This is a genomic window from Paenibacillus sp. Marseille-Q4541 (assembly GCF_018310695.1).
In the GTDB taxonomy this organism is placed as follows: Bacteria; Bacillota; Bacilli; order Paenibacillales; family Paenibacillaceae; genus Paenibacillus.
The window spans coordinates 1-19,369 of the sequence record NZ_JAGXCY010000041.1 but is presented as its reverse complement, the minus strand read 5'-3'; the positions used below and the strand labels follow the sequence as shown (position 1 = coordinate 19,369).

Here is a 19,369-nt window from a genome sequence, read left to right as displayed (position 1 = left end):
TATATAAAAAAGCCCTGAAAACTTATCGCAGACGTTGACATCTCCTCTTAAAGGAGCTGTCAACATATCTGCCAAGCTCAGGGCTTTTTTTAATGTGTAGGTGCTACATGTTTACACTCTACGTAGACGGCCAAGCTCAGATACTAATGCTTCTACTTCAGATATACTGAGATTTGTTTTCGAATTCACAACATCATAGAGATCATAAATATCATCATATTGTTCCACGGAGAACGCAGAAGATTGCAGGGCGGAAGCACTCGCCATTTTCAGTTTTGCTTTAATGGCATCAATCATGTACTCAATATTTTGCTGATTTTTTTGAGATAAATCCATATTCCGTCCATTCCTTTCAGATACAGTAAAGTTTGTTCGTATTGTATCATGTAAGAAGCGGGATAGAAAGACAAGAAAGAAGACATGGAAAGGAGATGTGTGAGATTTGTCTAAATTTGCTTCCCTATCTTCAAGAAGGGGAACTTCCGTTTCCAGTGCGATGACACCGGCCGAGCTCATTGCTTTTTTTAAGGGGATTTATACACAACATAAGGAAGAAGAGATCACTTTCGTATGTATTGGAACGGATCGTTCAACAGGTGATGCACTCGGTCCGCTTACCGGAAGTTATTTGCTTGAACGAGGATTTACGCGGGTCATTGGAACGCTCACAGACCCATGTGACGCAACAAATTTGGTAACTTATCTTGCTGGAATTCCACAAGACCAAGTGATCATTGCAATTGATGCTTGTCTAGGATCCTCCTCCGAAGTAGGTGCATTTCTATGCCGAACTGCATCTCTGTTTCCAGCGCGCTCAGTAAAGGGACAACTTCCTCCAGTAGGGGATTATAGTATTGCGGCAATCGTAAATGCGAACGGTCCAAAACCTTATTCTATTTTGCAAATGACGTCGCTTTATCAAGTGATGAATATGGCCTCTCAAATTGCAGATGCTGCTAAAGCAGAGCTTAAAGGGGTAAAATAGGAGTGTCGTTAACCTAGGTAAGCATGAGATAAGTACTATATATGAGTACGCTCGTTTCAGTACAGCATAAAAAGCTTAATAGAATAAAATAACTTCAATCTAGTATTTCGATACTGCAAACAGAAAGAAGGCGTAACTGATGGAGAAAATCGAACTTGGAAATCAGAAGATTGCTTATAACGATCATGGAGAAGGAGAAACGATCTTACTATTGCATGGTTTCTGCGGCAGTTCGGCATATTTTGAAGAAATACTGCCCAAGCTGGCCCAAAATTATCGTTGTCTTGTTCCCGATTTAAGAGGACATGGTGAGTCTGATGCTCCAAATAGCAGTTACAGCATAGATCAGATGGCAGATGATATGATTGGAGTCTTAGACGCACTTGGTATAGGCAAAGCGAGTGTATTAGGACATTCACTAGGCGGATACATTGCTCTTTCTATCGCAGAGCGTTATCCTGATCGATTACATGCTTTGGGCTTAGTTCATTCTACTGCATATCCCGACAGCGAAGAGGCGAAAGAAAAAAGATTGAAGGCCGTCTCAGTTATCCAGTCGCAAGGAATTCAAAGTTTTGTGGATTCGCTCGTTCCTGGTTTGTTTGCAGAGGAACACCGTGAATCGATGTCTTCCACAGTTGACAAAATTCAGGAGATTGGATATCGGACAGCTCCCCAGGGAGCAGCTAATACAGCGATTGCTATGCGTGAGCGACCTGATCGCCGACATGTCCTAGAGAAAGCAGCTATTCCGTTGCTACTTGTTGCTGGGGAAGCCGATAACGTTGTTCCTCCAGAAAGAACCTTTACAGTGGAAGGTGAAGGAGTAACACAGGCGCTGATTAAAGGAGCCGGCCATATGAGCATGGTGGAGGCACCTGATGCGCTGGTACAGATTATTTCTGATTTTATGGACAAGAATGTAAAATAAGAGTAGAGATAATAAGCAGATGGGTGAACCTTAAGACCTGTCTGCTTTTTTGCTGTGTTTGGCTTTTTCACGTCAATACAGGTAAAATCAATACCATACAATACGGATATACTTCTAAGGAGAGGAAGTCCATATGTTCAGAAGAGATTATCTCCTCCGTATGGTGGAGGAAATGACCGACATGATTGGCAAAGCATTTGACCTTAAACAGAAAAAAAAGCACATAGAGGCCTTATGGGAACTGGATGAGTGGATGAAGCGTCATTTTCGCCTGAATTCTCAGCTGCTGAATTCTTTGCCTACCGAAGATATTATTGATTTATTCCGTATTGGTAACGGAGTCGAAGTGGATAAAGTTCAGCAGGTAGCACGTATTCTAGAAGAAGAAGGCGAAATCTACGAGGATCAGGGACTAACAGATATATCTCTTATTCGTTATATGAAGGCACTGCATTTGTATCTATACAGTATGCTTAATGGAGCAAACCGAGATATTTTACAAGCTCCAGAACGGATCCAGCAATTGTGTGTGAAAGTGAAAGGTTATGAACTTCCTGACAAAACGGAAAGACTGCTAGCGTTATACAGTGAGGAAGTTGGAAGATATGCGGAAGCAGAAAATAGTTGGTATCGTTTAGTGGAACGAGAAGAACATTACAAGGAAGAAGCCCGCGAGTTCTACCTACGTTTGCTTGAACAAGACGATGCAAAACTTGAACAGGGAGGGCTGCCTCATCATGAGGTCGAAGAGGGGCTTCATCACTTGCAAGAGCGTTTTTCCCGTTCTTGACCCAAACGGAAAATAACTACTGAACATAAATCTTTAATATGTTATCGTTACTAAGATAATGACATATAGAAAGTGAGATGTACCATCTTGGATTCTTTACGAAAATTAATAACGGACGTATTTGAAGAGCAAGCGCTTATAAATGCCACACTGAGTCAGCTGCGTAAACGAGAAGGGCAGCTTTATTCAAAAGTGCAGATTAAGCCGCTGTTACTGAAAAATAAATTGCACTACCAGTTTGCTTACCATCAGAACAACAAGGTGATTCATGAAAATATGGAACCGGAGGAAGCGGTTACTGCGGTCATTACTTTGTTTGAGGAAACGTTTCGGCAAGGTATGATTTGTACACCAGAAGCCGATTACCAGGTTTTGATCAGCAAAAAATATAAGGTTTCCATCCTGACCCGTTCTCCTTCCAAATCGGAGATTGACCTTTCACATAATCGGAAGAAAAGATATGTGCTCGAAGATGGCAAGCCTATTCCGTTCCTCATTGAACTTGGCATTATGAGTGAAGAAGGGAAAGTTCATGCGCGTAAGTATGATAAATTCAAACAGATCAATCGTTTTCTGGAGATGGTCGAAGATGTATTGCCAAGTCTACCAGAAGAGAGACCGATCACCATCGTTGATTTTGGATGCGGGAAATCGTATCTTACTTTTGCTCTCTATCATTATTTAGCAGTGAAGCAAAGGCGTAAAATTCAGGTAGTTGGACTTGATCTTAAGGCAGATGTCATTGAACACTGCAGTCAAATTGCCAAAAATCTCGGGTATCAAAATCTGAAGTTTTTGGTAGGAGATATTGCTGAGTATAATGAGCTGGATCAGGTAGATATGGTAGTTACTCTTCATGCTTGTGACACTGCAACTGATGCAGCACTGGATAAAGCAGTTCGCTGGGGGGCTTCGGTTATTTTGTCCGTGCCTTGCTGTCAGCATGAATTATTTGCCCAGATGGAAGCTGCCGTCATGAATCCATTATTATCTCACGGCATTCTGAAAGAGCGGTTCGCTGCACTTGCTACAGACTCCATCCGTGCCAAATTGCTAGATATGATGGGATATCGAACCCAATTACTTGAATTTATTGATCTGGAGCATACGCCAAAAAACATTCTGATTCGAGCTGTCCGTGGACAAGCGGGCGATCGGAATACGCTGTGGAAAGAATATACGGAATATCGAGACTTTTTACACGTGGATCCCTACCTGGAGCGTGCTTGTCGTGATTTGCTTCCTGAGGCGTAAACGTCACAGAATTGAGTATTTGAATATAACAATTGGATAAAGAGGTCAACCTTAATAAGGGTTGGCCTCTTTTTTTCTAGGGAATAATAAATGAAAGGATAGGAATGGGATAAAAAAGGGAGCAGAGAGGTCATGATGCATCAAAACGTGAGGGAACGATCAAAAGGAAGAGAAAGATGGATTTATTCTATATTGGGCGTCTTTTTAGGTTCGTTCTTAGGGATGAGTGTTATGGAGCAGGGCCTCTTTTTTATACAGGATGTTTACCAGATCGGAGCATTTTTCTTTTTTACGCTGCTTTGTCTTTTTCTGTACGTTCAGCTGGGGTTCAAAAAGAAACGTTTATTTTTGTATCATCGTCTGTTTCAGGAAGAAGCTCTTTTGTATCTAATCCCGCTACTTCTTTCAGCTCTTTATGCTTTCCAATTGTTAGCGGGACAGCCTGTCAGCATAGGAGGCACATTTCAGAACATCATCAGGTTTGGTCTGATTAGTGGATATGCTGCAGTGTGTCTTTTGATCGGAACGAATCCAATCGGAAAAAGGTGGCTCGGTGCAAGTTTTCAAGTAGTAGGTTGGTTCCTTGTAATTAGCGGTTTGTCGGCCGTATGTGGTTTGTTTGTATTGCCCTACACGATCCTGCGTACAGACGATCCACTTATTAGCTTCTCAGGAGCACGATTATCAGGAGTGCTTGAATATCCGAATGCATTCGGAGCGCTCATCGGGCTGTTTCTGCTCGAGCGGCTGGCGGTCGCCTCTTCCGCTTTTGGCCGCTATGAAAAAGGTGGACGAGAACAAGTTATTCTCTCGTCCCTTGCTTTATTTCCGGCGGCGACGGCGCTCCTTCTTAGCGAGTCACGCGGCGCTTGGCTCGCGGCATGCGTGTGCGCTGCTGCCATGCTTCTGTTGCAGCGGCGTGGCCAGCGTCTGCCGCTGCTGTGCGCAAGTGCGGCGCCGCTTCTTGCGGCGGCCATTGCGCACCGGGCCCTTGCCGGCGCTAGCCTTGCGCCGGCAACACTTCCCGGCCTGCTGTTGCTGGCCGGGGGGGAGGTGGCAGCGCTGGCTGGCGCGCTGCTACTCCATACGCTGCTTGCTCGCGGCCTTAAGGGCGCTGCCGCTGCAGTTAGCGCTGCATGCCTTGCCAGCTGCGCATGGCTCGTGGCCTTGACTGCATCCGCAAGAATAACCTCCGGTGAGACCTGGGTCTCTCGGGAGGTTATGTGGCAGGATGCAGCCAGGTTCGCCATGCGCTCCCCTTGGCTGGGGCATGGCGGGGAAGCATGGAAACATGCTGTTGGGACCGTACAATCTTTCCCTTATGCTGGCAATGAAGTACATAGCGCGTATCTCGACATGTGGGTCGATACGGGAGTGGTCGGCCTTTTGCTTATGCTGAGTCTCTTCCTCTATATAGGAAGACTGATGTGGTATCACGCCCGCGAGCTTCTACCTGCCGGCCTGCTCATGATGTTGCACGGTGTGATTGACTTTGATTTCAGTTATTCTGTGTTCTGGATGATTCTGGTCTTGTTTGGAGCTCAAGCTTTACCTATACGAGAAACGACTAGCCCAGCTTTGCAAGAAGATGTTCAATCAATAAAAGGGAGAGAATATTTTCCGGCTTGGATGTGGAGTGTGCTTGTCACATTCCTTTTACTTGGGTTCAGTATTTCTTGTCTTGTCCTTGTTTCTTAGCTATCCTCCATAGGATTCACGGAAGGCAGCAGATAGCTTGGGCTCCGGGATATCCCATAATACAGCAAGTTCAGGGAGTACATCTTTGTCCCACCAGTCACATTGGGCTTTGCGATTATTTTGATGTTCGGTGACCCAGATTAAGTTACCGATAACTTTTCGGAAATACAGGTCTTCACCTTGTTTCATAAGGTCTGGTGCAATATAGACTTTGAGCCGCTTTACAGTCCGGTACAACTCCTTGTTGCAGGCTCTACGAATTTTACGGGCAGAAGGCAGTTGTGACTTAGGTCCTTTGGAGAAGGGAGCTGTCTGTCCGGGACGGGCATGATGATTCATACCATCGACCTCCTTTTTCTGTACCATATGCGAATGACGCCCGGCTGGACACCTGCCTTGGTGGAAGAAAATAAGAAGTTCGTGATATGATGGTAAACGGGATGTCTTTACTTTCCACAGTAGAAAATTCACAGTCAATATTCTAGTACCTTACATAAGTAAAGATGAACATATATCCTAAATCTGTTTGTATCTGGTCTATTTGGTTTATATGTAATCAACATATCTATTGAACACATTCTGAATAGAAGGGAAGTGCTTCACATGGCTCCAAATTTATCGCACAAATTCGGCAAAGGGTTACCACCGGAAGAGTTTGTTCAGAACATGACTCAGAACCAAGAGGCTTTTCGGGATTGGTATAACCGATTTGAATGGACAAATGAGGAAGATAAAGCTTTCTTTGAAAGTCTGAACCATCGTGATGATTTGCGTGTTCTTATTCTTGCAGCAGACTGGTGTGGCGATGTAGTTCGTAATATTCCTGTCGTCTTTCAAGCTCTGGAAATTACGGGTATCCCTACTGAAGTACTGATTATGGAGAACCACCTCGAAGTCATGGATCAGTTCCTAACTATGGGAGGGCGTTCAATACCGGTTGTTATTTTTGCTGATTCTGGTGGTCATGTGCTTGGAACATGGGGACCGCGTCCTGCTCATGTGCAAGAAGCGATGATCCAGTTCAAAAGTGAGAACCCTGACCGTGAAAATGCGGATTATCAGAATAATCTAGCAGAGACGCGGAAGGAAATTAAACGACGTTATGGGGAGGGTACGGAAAGTCAGGCAGTCATTATTAGTGAACTGCGTGAACTAATTTCCGGTTTCTAAATGCTGAATATACGAACTTTTAGCCTTGGACCATTACAGACCAATGCCTATTTGGTACAAGGAGAAGACACAAATAAAGCTTTTATTATTGATCCAGGTATGAATCCAAAGCCACTTGTTCGGGCTATTGAGGATCTGGAGATTGAGGCGATTGTCCTCACTCATGCTCACTTTGATCATATGGGTGGTGTTGAGGAAATTCGTAAATGGAAGGGTTGCCCTGTTTATTTGCATACGGCCGAAGCAGATTGGCTGGAGTCTGCCAAATGGAACGGGTCGCTACGCTGGCCTGATGTGACTGGCCCCTTAACCACCGGGCCGGCAGAATACGATCTTGCTGGTGGTCAAAATTTAAATTTGGTTGGCCATACGTTTAAGGTATTCCATACCCCAGGACATTCTCCCGGCAGTGTGAGTTTATTATGCGGCAAAGATCTATTTGCAGGTGACGTATTGTTCCGTTCAGGTGTAGGGCGTACCGATCTTCCTGGTGGCAGTGAGCGTGAGCTGATCGATTCCATAGAGAACACACTGTACACATTCGATGAGGATGTTACGGTGTATCCGGGACATGGACCTAAGACAACAATTGGATTCGAAAAACTAAATAATCCCTATGTTCGTGCTTCTCGCTAAAAAAATAGCAGGAACCGACAATTTTCATCATAAAGGTATGGACAAATCTCTTAATTATGATTAGAATGAACTTTATTAGAAACACCCTAACTATGACAAGCACGCAGACTGAGGATTCGTCCCGGTTTGCGTTCTTTTTTATTTCTTATCTATTTTTTGTCTATCATTTCAGCATGTAAAGGGTGGATTCTTTCCATAGACATCGTTACTTTTTTTTAGTAGACTATACAGACAACAACAGATCAGGAGGTAGACGATGCTGAATTTAGGGGAAAAGATTATCATCGTCGCGGACGCCTTTGAGCAGAATCTTCCTGTAGGGGATTACGGTTATATTATTGCTTATGACCGGAACCCAGATAATGCTTTTGACTATGTGATTCGTGTTCCTCAGGTTAACCGTAACTTTTTTGTTCCTTCGGGTGATATTGAACCAGAAGAACAAATCTTGAGGCAGGAAGCTGAGCGTATAGAGAGGGATGCCCTCATTGACTATGCACTTGCAACACATAATGAGAAGTTGTTTCGTCAGTTACTGAATGGCGATGAACTGGAATTAGTGGAAGAGGAAGAAGAGGCCGCGAACGAACCAATGTCACAAGCGGATTTTATAAAGCAAGTTAATCTTCGTGCATGGATTTAATGTAAGGAGCCGGGTATTTTTCCGGCTCCTTTTGTTTCTTTAGAACGATTTCATTTGATTCACTGCATGGACGTGTTAAAATGGACACAATATGAATAGATAAGGTTATTTTGAAGGAGGAACGAACAAAGAATGAGTATTACGAATCAGGATGTGCAGCATGTAGCCAAGCTGGCACGCCTTAATCTAAGTGAAACGGAAGAAGCGCAGCTCACAGAACAATTGAATGCGATTCTACAATATGCAGAAAAGTTAAACGAGCTGGATACGGAAGGTATAGAGCCAACTACACACGTACTGCATGTATCAAACGTGATGCGTGAAGATGAGGTACGAGACAGTTTACCGATTGAGAAGGTTATGCTCAATGCGCCGGATGAAGAAGACGGTCAGATTAAAGTACCGGCTATTCTTGAATAGAAACAATAGGGAGGTTTATACAGTTGAGTTTGCTTAATCTTACATTACCTGAAATACATAATAAGCTGCATGCGAAGGAATTTTCGGTTTCAGAATTGGTAGCAGCATCTTATGCAAGAATTGGCGCAGTAGAGGAGCAGGTTCGTGCTTATTTGACACTAGATGAAGAAGGAGCACAAGCGACAGCAAGACGCCTTGATGACAAGCTTGCGGCTGGTGAGGAGCGCGGTTTGCTTTTCGGACTGCCTGTGGGCATTAAAGATAACATTGTTACTGAGGGCATTCGGACGACATGCGCCAGTCAATTTTTGAAAAACTTTGATCCTGTCTATGATGCATCTGTTGTTAAAAAGCTTAAGGGTGCGGATACCGTTACACTAGGCAAATTAAATATGGATGAGTTTGCGATGGGCGGTTCTAATGAGAATTCCAGTTTCTATCCGGTTCGCAACCCTTGGAATCTGGATCATGTACCTGGTGGTTCCAGCGGTGGTTCTGCAGCGGCTGTAGCTGCGGGGGAAGCTTACTTTACACTAGGATCTGATACAGGCGGCTCTATCCGTCAGCCAGCATCTTATTGCGGTGTTGTTGGTCTTAAGCCTACCTATGGTCGTGTATCTCGGTTTGGTCTTGTTGCATTTGCCTCATCTCTTGATCAAATCGGCCCACTTACGAAAAATGTAGAAGACTCTGCTTATGTGCTCCAAGCTATTTCTGGTTACGATTCGATGGACTCTACTTCTGCGAATGTAGAAGTTCCTGATTTTCTGAGTGCATTGACTGGTGATGTGAAAGGACTGCGCATTGCTGTACCTAAGGAATACATTGGTGAAGGCGTTGATGCATCGGTCAAAGAAACGGTCATGGCAGGACTCAAAGTACTTGAAAGTTTAGGCGCAACATGGGAAGAGGTTTCTCTTCCGCATACAGAATATGCAGTGGCAAGTTACTACCTGCTTGCTTCTTCTGAAGCTTCTTCTAACCTGGCAAGATTTGATGGAGTTCGTTATGGTGTTCGTGCCGATAATCCAGAAAACTTACTAGATATGTACCATCGCTCCCGCAGTGAAGGTTTCGGATCAGAGGTGAAGCGCCGTATTATGCTGGGAACCTATGCACTTAGCTCAGGATACTACGATGCTTATTATTTGAAAGCTCAAAAAGTACGTACTTTGATCAAAAATGATTTTGATGAAGTGTTTAAAAATTATGATGTCATTATCGGACCTACGGCTCCAACAACGGCATTTAAGCTTGGTTCTCAAGTGGACAACCCACTAACGATGTACCTAAACGATATTCTTACTATTCCTGTAAGTCTCGCCGGTGTTCCAGCGATTAGCGTCCCTTGTGGTTTTGCAGATGGATTGCCTGTTGGTATGCAGATTATCGGAAAGGCTTTTGACGAGTCGACCGTTCTGCGTGTAGCCCATGCCTTTGAGCAGCACACCGAGTACCACAAACAGCGTCCACAGCTGTAATTCACAGAGGAAAGAGAGGGAATAAGAATATGTCATCAACGAAATATGAGACCGTCATTGGACTGGAAGTTCACGTCGAGCTTCATACGAATTCAAAAATTTTCTGCGGATGCTCTACTGAGTTTGGAGCACCACCAAATACACATACATGCCCGATTTGTTTAGGACACCCGGGCGTACTGCCGGTACTTAACCGTCAGGCAGTGGAATACGCAATGAAAGCAGCTATGGCGATCAATTGTACCATCGCTGATGTAAGTAAATTTGACCGCAAGAACTATTTCTATCCCGATTCTCCGAAGGCATACCAGATTTCACAGTATGATCAACCTATCGGGGAGAACGGATGGATTGACATTGAAGTAGGTGGCAAAACCAAACGGATCGGCATTACTCGTTTGCATTTGGAGGAAGATGCGGGAAAACTGACACATGTGGACGGAGGATATGCTTCGCTAGCTGACTTTAACCGTGTAGGTACTCCACTTGTCGAAATTGTATCTGAGCCGGATATATCTTCTCCAGAAGAAGCACGTGCTTACCTTGAGAAGATTCGTGCGATTATGCAATACTGCGATGTATCCGATGTAAAGATGGAAGAGGGATCTTTGCGTTGTGATGCGAACATAAGCCTTCGTCCTGTGGGAGAAACCAAACTAGGCACCAAAGCAGAACTGAAAAATATGAACTCTTTCCGTGGAGTACAGCGTGGTCTGGAATACGAAGAGATTCGTCAGGCTGAACTACTGGACGACGGCGAAGAAATTGTTCAAGAGACACGGCGCTGGGATGAAGCGGCTGGCAAAACATTATCAATGCGTAGTAAAGAAGAGGCGCATGATTATCGTTATTTCCCAGACCCGGATCTTGTTACGCTTCACATTAGTCAGGAGTGGAAAGACCGCGTTCGTGCTTCAATCCCTGAACTTCCGGACGAACGTAAAGCGAGATATACTAACGAATTTGGTCTTCCAACCTATGATGCAGAAGTAATTACTTCATCTATGCATATTGCGAATCTTTTCGAAGACAGCATGAAATATACTTCGGATGCGAAAGCAGTATCCAATTGGATCATGGGAGATTTACTGGGCTACTTGAATAGTGAAGGACTAGAACTTTCCGCGCTGCCACTGACAGGTCAAGGGCTTGGAGAAATGATCGGTCTGATCGAAAAAGGAACCATCAGCAACAAAATTGCCAAGACGGTATTCAAAGAAATGCTGGAAAGTGGTAAGCTTCCTCAGCAGATTGTAGAAGAGAAAGGGCTTGTACAGATCAGTGATGAAGGAGCCATTCTTGGTATTGTTGAGCAGGTTGTAGCTGCAAATCCTCAGTCAGTAGAAGACTATAAGGCCGGTAAACAGAAAGCAATTGGTTTCCTTGTCGGACAAGTTATGAAGGAAAGTAAAGGTAAAGCAAATCCAGGGCTTGCCAATAAACTGCTCGTAGAAGTATTAAGCCTGTAGAAGATTTTTTGAATAAATGCGAAATGGGAAGCTCGTCTTTTGTGACGGGCTTCTTTTATAGTAGGAGGAAGTTAGATGAACGGGAAAATTATGCCGATATCCTTGCAGGATACAGATATGGTTCTTGAGATTTGGAGACTCCAGCATATGGCATATCGTTTGGAAGCTGAACTGATTGGATTTAACGAAATTCCTCCACTGTTAGACACCGTAGAGACAATTCAAGGATGCAATGAGACGTTTTATGGGTATATATCCGATGATATGGAACTGGTCGGGGCAATTGCTGTGGAGACAGAAGAAGAAGGAACAAGGACTATTTCTCGCATGATGGTGCATCCACTTCATTTTCGTAAGGGAATAGCAGGACAGCTCATAGAACATGTGCTTGAACTGAACCATGGGATACCCAAAATCATTGTTTCCACAGGACTCAAAAATACACCCGCATCTAACTTGTATCAGAAATACGGTTTTACACCGGTGATGACTCAGGAAGTTGCTCCTGGGGTGGAATTAACCACTTTTCATTTGAATAGGATAGACGATCGTTCCTAATACTGGATGAGTTTAACGGGAGGGGAAATAAACATGGGCGATCCATGGTACATAGGGGAATTGGATATACTAATACGGCTGCTTATTGCCATGACGCTTGGTGGATTAATCGGAGTTGAGAGAGAGCGGTCCAACCATGCAGCAGGCTTTAGGACACATATTTTAGTTTGTCTTGGTTCTGCACTTATTATGATTTTATCTGCTTATGGTTTTTCTGATTTTGTGAATGAGGCTAATGTTCGTATGGACCCGGCTCGATTGGCCGCTGCTGTTATTACAGGTGTCGGTTTTTTAGGGGCGGGGACGATTCTATTTACAGGGAAATCGATTACAGGGCTCACAACCGCTGCTTCAATTTGGGTAGTCGCTGCGATTGGTCTTGCGGTTGGAGCTGGATTTTATTTTGCGGCCATCGTATCCACGGTGTTGGTTCTTCTTAATCTGTGGGTGTTCAATAAAGTGGAAAGGCGTTATCTTAAAGCTAATAAGCTTCATGTTATAACGCTTAGTGCAGTGTCTTCACCCGCGTTGGTTGAGAAAATATCACGTTTTATGGAAGAAGAGAAGATTGTTATTCGTAAAATGACCGTGAATGATCTGGATATCAACACATCTAGCTACAGATCTGAAATCGAAAGGCATGTCGAGGTTTCTTTGCATGTTCTTGTTCCTTCAAGTTTTAACACGGTTTCTCTTGTGACTAGCTTGCAGGAATGGCATCAGTTCCGGTCCATATCAGTGGAGTAGAAGATGGCATGAACGACAGTAGCTTAGTGCTATCTCATAACTTAGATAATTTGCAAACTATTCAGTACATCTGAATAGTTTCTTTTTATTTTACGATCTTTTTCATTATTGTTCATCTTATGTATTGGTTTTATAAATTCCATTTCATTTCCAGTTACACTGCATATAGAATAGGGTAGTATCAAAAGAAACGGACTTGCTGTTATAGCTGTTTGTTGGGAGGTGGAATTCACATATGCAGCCTTCTATTCAACCAGGCTCATCTAAACGCCCTAAGCAAAATAAAGATCGTACGCGACATAAGTTTATTGCAGGTCTTTTATCTGCTTTGTTTCCGGGCTTCGGTCATTTGTATTTAGGTTTGTATATTAAGGGACTTACTTTTATTTTTTTATTGTCGCTTGATTTAATGGCGCTTATCTATTTTTCTTCTATTGGATTACAAATTAATGTGCCGCTATTGATTTTGTTAGGTCTTCTTGTTCCTGTCATCTATTTTATCAATATCTATGATGTACTTCAGCTGGCGGATTGGATTATTATGCGTAAACGGAGACTCAACGTTCAGAACGAGGAAGACGATAAGAGTGTAACTCCTGCGCGTCCTGGTATTGGGTTCTTGGCTTGGGAGCGAGGAATATCATTTGGAATGCTGCTTATTATTGGCGGGACATTAATGGTATTGTTTGTTCAGAAGCCAAGGTGGTTTGAGCAATATATTGCCCTGTATGGAAGCACAGGAACAGCGATTCTTATGATTTTGATTGGGGTTTTTCTTCTGGGCAGAGAAATTCTACTGTCCGTTGCTTTCTGGAGAAAACAATTAAATAAAAATACAGCGGCCTCTTTTAAAATTCGAATTGGTAGATACACGGCTGCTATATTTATTGTTGTGTCGGGTACACTTCTTTTGCTTGATCAGATATATCAGACAGAGTATATGTTTGAACTTTTAAGATATTGGCCATTCATTCTCATTGTATGGGGAATGGAGTTCATCATTTCATTTATTATTCATCAAAAGATGCGGCCTGCAGGAAAGAAACAATATAAAAGGCGGTTTAAACCTGATTTTAAAGGAATGGTATCCGCGGTTACGTTAATCGCCTGTATTTTCTTCGTAACGCAGCAGGATCATTACATTCATTTATGGAATAGGGTGAGTTTGAATCTGTCTTCCGCCTCGATGGATTATAGTGAAGCCGAAGATAATCGAATTGAAAAAGAAACGTTAGAAGTTCCGGTAGAAATGGAGACAGCCTCTGTTCTCATCGAGAATGTTAACGGTGATATCAGGGTAAATCGGGGCGATGTCGATTCTATTCAAATTAAAACAGTTGCTTGGGTAGACCAGGTAGAAGAGATAGAAGCAGAGGCGGTAGCCAATGCCTCAGAGGTAAAGGTGAGTGAAGGGAAGAACATTCAAATTTCTACCTCGCCACAAGGTTATGGAAGTGAATCTAAACGCCAACCAAGGCTTAACATGACGATCACAATTCCGGACGACCGTAGATTTGATCTGGAGATAAGAACGTCTAACGGAGCTATATACTTGGATCGTCCGCAAGCGATTAATAGCATCAATGTAGAAAGTGGTAATGGGAAAATCTATATTCATAATGCCATCGGTGATGTACATGCCAAAACACTGAACGGAAATATTTCTGTAGCGGATATCACTGGAAGTGCTTCACTGGATACGAATCGGGGTGACCTCAGGGCGGAAGATGTGTCTAAAGAGGTTAATTTATCAACACAAGTCGGTCGTATACAGATTTCCGGAATCATTGGAGATATTATTGCGAAGACTCGTAATGGGAATATCAATGTAACAGAGCCTTTGAATAAACTTGAGCTAGAGACGCTTAACGGAGCAATCCAAGTCATATCAAGCAAGGTTGGAGGCAATTGGAATATCTATAGTGCAGTAGGGGATATTAATCTGTCGCTGCCTGAAGTGGGAAGCTACACCATTCAAGGTTCCAGCACATATGGTAATCTAAATAGTGAATTACCGTTTACAATCAGAAATAGGGAAATTAAAGGTACAGTCGGTGAAGGTGAGTATAAAATTAATATCGAAGGAAATAGTGATCTGAAAATAAATCGGATGCAAATTTCTAATGATGGGACAGAGCAACAAGGCGCTCTTCAGAATGAACCTTGAGATATTAGTTAATAATTTACACACACATTGAATATGATTCTTCATTGATACCATTTTCTTTCTTTTGCTTACATGCGTTGACAATCATGAGAATAACAATTTACAATAAATATGACGTCTGTCACTTAAGTATGGTACAAATAAGTACAAATATGTCTAAGATCTTAATATTAAATCCCTAATATGGGTTCGATGTAAGAAAGGTAAGGCGGTGGGCTTATGGCAACACGTGTCCAACATGCGTTAGAACAACTTAAAACGACTGGTGTCCGCATTACGCCTCAACGCCATGCGATTCTTAATTATTTAGTGGAATCCATGGGACATCCAACAGCAGATGAAATTTATCGAGCACTGGAGCCTCAATTTCCTAGTATGAGCGTGGCTACTGTATATAATAATTTAAAGATGTTTACACAAGCAGGTATGGTGAGGGAACTGACATACGGCGATAACTCTAGCCGATTTGATGCGAATGTAACGGAACACTATCATATTATTTGCGAGAAGTGTGGGACGATTAAAGATTTCAGTTATCCTTCATTGCACGAGGTAGAAGAGCAGGCGGGAGCCAGTACTGGTTTTGAAGTGCACGGTCATCGTCTTGAACTGTACGGTGTGTGCAAAAGTTGCAGGCAGTGAAAAAGCTGTTTACAATTACGTGAGAAATTCCTTTTGGAATCTCTCACGTTTTTTTATTATAAAAATTTCTTTGTGATGCATTTGCTGAAATGGGGGTCATTGAATTTTGAGAAGAAGATACCGAAAGAGACGGACAAGAACTCCCTTTTGGAAAAAGGCATTTGCGCTAGGTTGTTTAGCTGCATTGGCTTATATACTGATAACGACTTTTGTTATTCAGAATGTGTATGAGGATGCTGACTGGAAAGGCTTTGATAAACCAGTCTTTGTAAAAGGAGAACTTATGGACTATGAAGCAAAAGGTTCTAAAGAGAGTTTAAAACTCCCTCTTCCAGTTTTGCAAGAGAAAGTGGATCCCTCCATTCGCTATGAGGAAGCGGAAGGTTCTATTATACTGACTTCATCCGATAAGGTGCTGCATTTGTCGGAAGGAAAAGAACAGGGTGAATTAAATGGAAAGTCATACACCTTAAAAACTGCACCTGAAGAAGATCGAGGTATACTTTATATCCCTGTACAAGCGATTAAGGAAGTCTACGGAATCACAATTCATGAGAGTGCAGATACTGGCGCAGTTTTGCTTATGAATCAAGGTGAAGTCATAGAATATGCAAAAGCAGTAGGCGGAAATAATAAAGATGGATCGGAAGAGACCATATCACTCTATAAAGAACCGAATAATCAGGCTGCAATCGTTCATGAGATGAATGTAAGCGATCGAGTTAGAATTTGGTCATCGGATGGAAAATGGTTGTTTGTACAGCTTGATAACGGGTATGCGGGTTATGTATTAGCCAGTAATGTGAAGCAGACAGAAACAGCTACTGTTCCTAAACTTAAGGTTTTGCCTACAGCTGCTGAACAAAGATGGAAAGACAAATCAATTAACCTTACATGGGAAGCGGTTTATAATCGTGCTGCTGATCCTGCGACCCTTTCTGCTCTGAAAGGTGTAAACGTAGTAAGTCCAACATGGTTTGAAATTTCAGATAATATAGGTACTGTATCTAATAAAGGTGATCTAGCCTATGTAAAAAAAGCGAAGTCATTAGGTATTGAAGTGTGGGGATTGCTTAGTAACGGCTTTGATGCTGATCTTACAACAGAAGCTCTGTCATCATACGAAAGACGGAATACCATTATCAAACAAATGATGGAGTACGCGAAGACGTATCAGCTAGATGGAATTAATATTGATTTTGAAAATGTATATACGGAAGACGGAGCAAATGTTACTCAATTTATGAGGGAACTCCGTCCTTATGCGAAAGAGAATGAGCTAGTTCTCTCTATCGCAGTAACACCCAAGTCTAATAGTGAGATGTGGAGTAAGTTTCTGGACCGCAGATCTTTGGGACAAATCGCTGATTATATGATGGTGATGGCTTACGACGAGCATTGGGCTTCAAGCCCAGTAGCTGGTTCTGTAGCGTCGATACCTTGGGTTTCGGCAGCAATGAACAAGATTATGGATGAGGATGAAGTGCCTGCTAATAAACTCGTACTCGGAGTACCGTCATATACAAGAGTATGGTCAGAGGAAGAAGTAGAGGGTGAGATAAAAGTAAGTTCCAAAGCAATCGGAATGGATACAGCTCAGGAAATTATCACTTCTCAGAAGTTGAACCCACAGTTTTCGGAAGACACAGGTCAGAACTATGTTGAGTATGAGAAAGACGGGATACTGAATAAGATTTGGCTTGAGGACAAGACCTCCCTTAGAGCAAGGGTTGATCTAGCCGAAGAATTGAAGTTAGCCGGAGTAGCAACCTGGAGTCGAAGTCTTGCTAATGATGGTGCTTGGGCAGTACTGAATCGGATTCATTTGAACTAATTTTATATTTATTAAATAAAAAAGCCGTGCTTATCCTCATTAATGAGAGAAGCACGGCTTTTCTTGTATAGAGTAAGCATTTTTATCTAAGACAGGTAAACAATCTCTATTAGGAAGTAGATTTTTGTGCTTCCAATTGTTCAGCGGTGATGTTCGCTTGTGAAGGATCGAGCGTCATAATCGTTTTACAAAACATACAACGATCTGTTTTACCCAGCATTTTCGTTAATTTGTTACACTCGGGACATTCGATTTGAACGGCACTAACTGACATCATTCCAGCCCAAAAATAGATGGCTAAACTCCCCATCATTGCAATCAGTCCAATAACAAGTCCAATACCTGCGAGAATCTTTCCAGCTGATCCAAAAAAGACAATACCAGCGGTACCGAGTACCATAAGCCCCATACCCAGCATGGTCAGCAGCAATCCCCAAGTTCGAAAAGCTTCAATCTTAGCTGATTTAAAAATCATATAAATGCTCCTAACGTAAGAGTAGTTGTCTTCACTGTGAAGCAGGAAACCTATGTTCTTATGTAGAACTATATTATAACTTAATTGGCAAAAAATCGCCATTTATTGTATGGAGGGAGATCGTGGAATTAACAAATTTTTCTTTTCTATCCGAAGAATCGGTTAATCAGGGTGTTGTTGGAGCTATTGCATACCCTCATTCGGGAGAGCATTTTCATGGATCCCTTATGCAGGATTTCGAAGTGTATGTATTGATACTGCATGAAGATAGCACGTTGCATAATAAAATAAGACATTCCATTATAGGAGAACTCCGATATCAGATTGTGTATATGGATTGGGCACAGCTTAATCGATACTTGATAACAGGGGAGGATCGTAGTGTAACAGGAGCCTTTATGGATGGTGATATATTATGGGATCGCGATGATGAGCTCCTCTTATTAAGGCAACATGTACTACAGTTTGGGAATAAAGTGCGTAAACAGAAGATTTTCTATGAGTTCTCTTGTTTTCTAAAGACATATGTTGAAGCAAAGCGCTGGCTAGCGGATGGTCAGGTGATTGATGCTTATCAGTGCGTATTGAAATCATTGAAGCACTGGGCAAGAATTGTCGTCATTGAGAAGGGGATTCCTCCTGAACGTGCCGTATGGACACAAATAAGAGATATGGATAGGGCAGTGTATAAGTTATATGATGAGCTTACGTCAAGCAAGGAAACGCTTGAACAAAGAGTGGAATTAACTTTACTTGCCTGTGAATTTTCGGTTATGTCCAAAATGGAGAGTTCTTCCGAGTTGTTGATTGAGGTTTTGCGTAAAAGTAATCAACCAGTAAGTTTAGCTGAATTAATGGCTCATCATGAACTTCAGTACATTCACGAGGAGCTTCCGCTCATGCTTCGCAAGCTAGTTCATCGTTCCATTATCAAAGAAACGGGAAGCTGGATTCCTTCTCTTACTGAAAGTGGACGGGAAATCAGATACTTTGTAGATTAAAAAGATGGATTTGAATTAAAGAAAGGAGAGAAGATATTGATATCTGCTCTCTTTTTTTGTTGGCTTGTAAGGTTAAGTTGAGAAGATAACTTATCTTTCAAACTAAAAATACACAATAACTATCACTGTTAGACGAACAGTTAGTGGGGAATAGAGCGGAATTCATAATTTCAATAAAAAAAGTTAGTTATATAGCTTGACTCAACTAATCATTATGTGATAAATTATAACTCGCCCGTTAAAAAGGCGACAAACTTTCACATTATATCCCTCGTTAGGTAAATATAGTGACAAGAAAGTTTGAAAAAAGTTTTTAAAAAAAGTGCTTGACCAAACGAAAGGTAATGTGTTATATTATAAAAGTCGCCGCTTGAGACAAGCGGATGAGACAAAAAGTGAAATGCACATTATGATTGATCTTTGAAAACTGAACAACGAGGAGTTTTACGCAAGTGAAACTCATGAGTG

20 protein-coding genes are annotated in these 19,369 nt (G+C 42.3%); 17 read left to right on the top strand and 3 right to left on the bottom strand.

The window, feature by feature from the left end; genetic code table 11:
- Positions 1 to 111 precede the first annotated feature (111 nt).
- Positions 112 to 336 (bottom strand): DUF1128 family protein, encoded by a 225-nt coding sequence (locus KFT32_RS23950; RefSeq protein ID WP_211749956.1) that lies wholly within the window; start codon positions 334 to 336, stop codon positions 112 to 114.
- Between the two features lie 106 nt (positions 337 to 442).
- On the opposite strand from KFT32_RS23950, the gene yyaC reads away from it, so the two are divergent.
- From yyaC to KFT32_RS23925, 5 genes are all read left to right on the top strand, one after another.
- Entirely contained in the window at positions 443 to 985 is a 543-nt protein-coding gene (yyaC, locus tag KFT32_RS23945; RefSeq protein ID WP_481856367.1) for a spore protease YyaC, read from the top strand.
- 139 nt (positions 986 to 1,124) lie between these two features.
- On the top strand, positions 1,125 to 1,916 hold the full coding sequence (locus KFT32_RS23940) for an alpha/beta fold hydrolase (RefSeq protein ID WP_211749955.1): 792 nt from the start codon (positions 1,125 to 1,127) through the stop codon (positions 1,914 to 1,916).
- A 133-nt stretch (positions 1,917 to 2,049) separates the two neighbouring features.
- Positions 2,050 to 2,706, top strand: coding sequence for a DUF6483 family protein (locus KFT32_RS23935; protein WP_211749954.1), 657 nt, complete (start codon positions 2,050 to 2,052; stop codon positions 2,704 to 2,706).
- A gap of 87 nt (positions 2,707 to 2,793) precedes the next feature.
- Positions 2,794 to 3,960, top strand: a complete 1,167-nt coding sequence (locus KFT32_RS23930; RefSeq protein ID WP_211749953.1) for a class I SAM-dependent methyltransferase — start codon at positions 2,794 to 2,796, stop codon at positions 3,958 to 3,960.
- 132 nt (positions 3,961 to 4,092) lie between these two features.
- Entirely contained in the window at positions 4,093 to 5,658 is a 1,566-nt protein-coding gene (locus KFT32_RS23925; protein WP_211749952.1) for an O-antigen ligase family protein, read from the top strand.
- Here the strand turns inward: KFT32_RS23925 and KFT32_RS23920 are convergent, their stop codons facing one another.
- Positions 5,659 to 5,997 carry a hypothetical protein gene (locus tag KFT32_RS23920; RefSeq protein WP_211749951.1) on the bottom strand — a complete coding sequence of 113 codons (339 nt, stop codon included), beginning with the start codon at positions 5,995 to 5,997 and terminating at the stop codon, positions 5,659 to 5,661.
- Positions 5,998 to 6,261: 264 nt separating this feature from the next.
- On the opposite strand from KFT32_RS23920, the gene KFT32_RS23915 reads away from it, so the two are divergent.
- The 11 genes from KFT32_RS23915 to KFT32_RS23865 all read left to right on the top strand — a co-directional run bounded on the left by KFT32_RS23915 (position 6,262) and on the right by KFT32_RS23865 (position 17,425).
- On the top strand, positions 6,262 to 6,828 hold the full coding sequence (locus KFT32_RS23915) for a thioredoxin family protein (RefSeq protein ID WP_211749950.1): 567 nt from the start codon (positions 6,262 to 6,264) through the stop codon (positions 6,826 to 6,828).
- On the top strand, positions 6,829 to 7,464 hold the full coding sequence (locus KFT32_RS23910) for an MBL fold metallo-hydrolase (protein WP_211749949.1): 636 nt from the start codon (positions 6,829 to 6,831) through the stop codon (positions 7,462 to 7,464).
- A gap of 256 nt (positions 7,465 to 7,720) precedes the next feature.
- Positions 7,721 to 8,107, top strand: a complete 387-nt coding sequence (locus KFT32_RS23905; protein ID WP_160035831.1) for an ATPase — start codon at positions 7,721 to 7,723, stop codon at positions 8,105 to 8,107.
- Positions 8,108 to 8,239: 132 nt separating this feature from the next.
- Entirely contained in the window at positions 8,240 to 8,527 is a 288-nt protein-coding gene (gatC, locus tag KFT32_RS23900) for an Asp-tRNA(Asn)/Glu-tRNA(Gln) amidotransferase subunit GatC (protein ID WP_211749948.1), read from the top strand.
- A 23-nt stretch (positions 8,528 to 8,550) separates the two neighbouring features.
- Entirely contained in the window at positions 8,551 to 10,008 is a 1,458-nt protein-coding gene (gene gatA / locus KFT32_RS23895) for an Asp-tRNA(Asn)/Glu-tRNA(Gln) amidotransferase subunit GatA (RefSeq protein WP_211749947.1), read from the top strand.
- Positions 10,009 to 10,037: 29 nt separating this feature from the next.
- Positions 10,038 to 11,477: an Asp-tRNA(Asn)/Glu-tRNA(Gln) amidotransferase subunit GatB gene (gatB, locus tag KFT32_RS23890; protein ID WP_211749946.1), complete on the top strand. Its 1,440-nt coding sequence runs from the start codon at positions 10,038 to 10,040 to the stop codon at positions 11,475 to 11,477.
- A 75-nt stretch (positions 11,478 to 11,552) separates the two neighbouring features.
- The gene (locus KFT32_RS23885; RefSeq protein ID WP_211749945.1) at positions 11,553 to 12,035 is read left to right on the top strand and encodes a GNAT family N-acetyltransferase; all 483 of its coding nucleotides are present in this window, start codon (positions 11,553 to 11,555) and stop codon (positions 12,033 to 12,035) included.
- 33 nt (positions 12,036 to 12,068) lie between these two features.
- Positions 12,069 to 12,782, top strand: coding sequence for an MgtC/SapB family protein (locus KFT32_RS23880; RefSeq protein WP_211749944.1), 714 nt, complete (start codon positions 12,069 to 12,071; stop codon positions 12,780 to 12,782).
- A gap of 235 nt (positions 12,783 to 13,017) precedes the next feature.
- Positions 13,018 to 14,949 (top strand): DUF4097 family beta strand repeat-containing protein, encoded by a 1,932-nt coding sequence (locus tag KFT32_RS23875; protein ID WP_211749943.1) that lies wholly within the window; start codon positions 13,018 to 13,020, stop codon positions 14,947 to 14,949.
- A 219-nt stretch (positions 14,950 to 15,168) separates the two neighbouring features.
- Positions 15,169 to 15,591 (top strand): peroxide-responsive transcriptional repressor PerR, encoded by a 423-nt coding sequence (gene perR, locus KFT32_RS23870; RefSeq protein ID WP_211749942.1) that lies wholly within the window; start codon positions 15,169 to 15,171, stop codon positions 15,589 to 15,591.
- Positions 15,592 to 15,697: 106 nt separating this feature from the next.
- Positions 15,698 to 17,425, top strand: coding sequence for a glycosyl hydrolase family 18 protein (locus KFT32_RS23865; RefSeq protein WP_211749941.1), 1,728 nt, complete (start codon positions 15,698 to 15,700; stop codon positions 17,423 to 17,425).
- A 109-nt stretch (positions 17,426 to 17,534) separates the two neighbouring features.
- On the opposite strand, the gene KFT32_RS23860 is transcribed toward KFT32_RS23865, so the two are convergent.
- On the bottom strand, positions 17,535 to 17,900 hold the full coding sequence (locus tag KFT32_RS23860; RefSeq protein WP_211749940.1) for a DUF2614 family zinc ribbon-containing protein: 366 nt from the start codon (positions 17,898 to 17,900) through the stop codon (positions 17,535 to 17,537).
- A 122-nt stretch (positions 17,901 to 18,022) separates the two neighbouring features.
- Between KFT32_RS23860 and KFT32_RS23855 the strand changes: the two genes are divergently transcribed.
- Positions 18,023 to 18,901, top strand: coding sequence for a nucleotidyltransferase-like protein (locus tag KFT32_RS23855; protein ID WP_211749939.1), 879 nt, complete (start codon positions 18,023 to 18,025; stop codon positions 18,899 to 18,901).
- Positions 18,902 to 19,369: the final 468 nt, after the last annotated feature.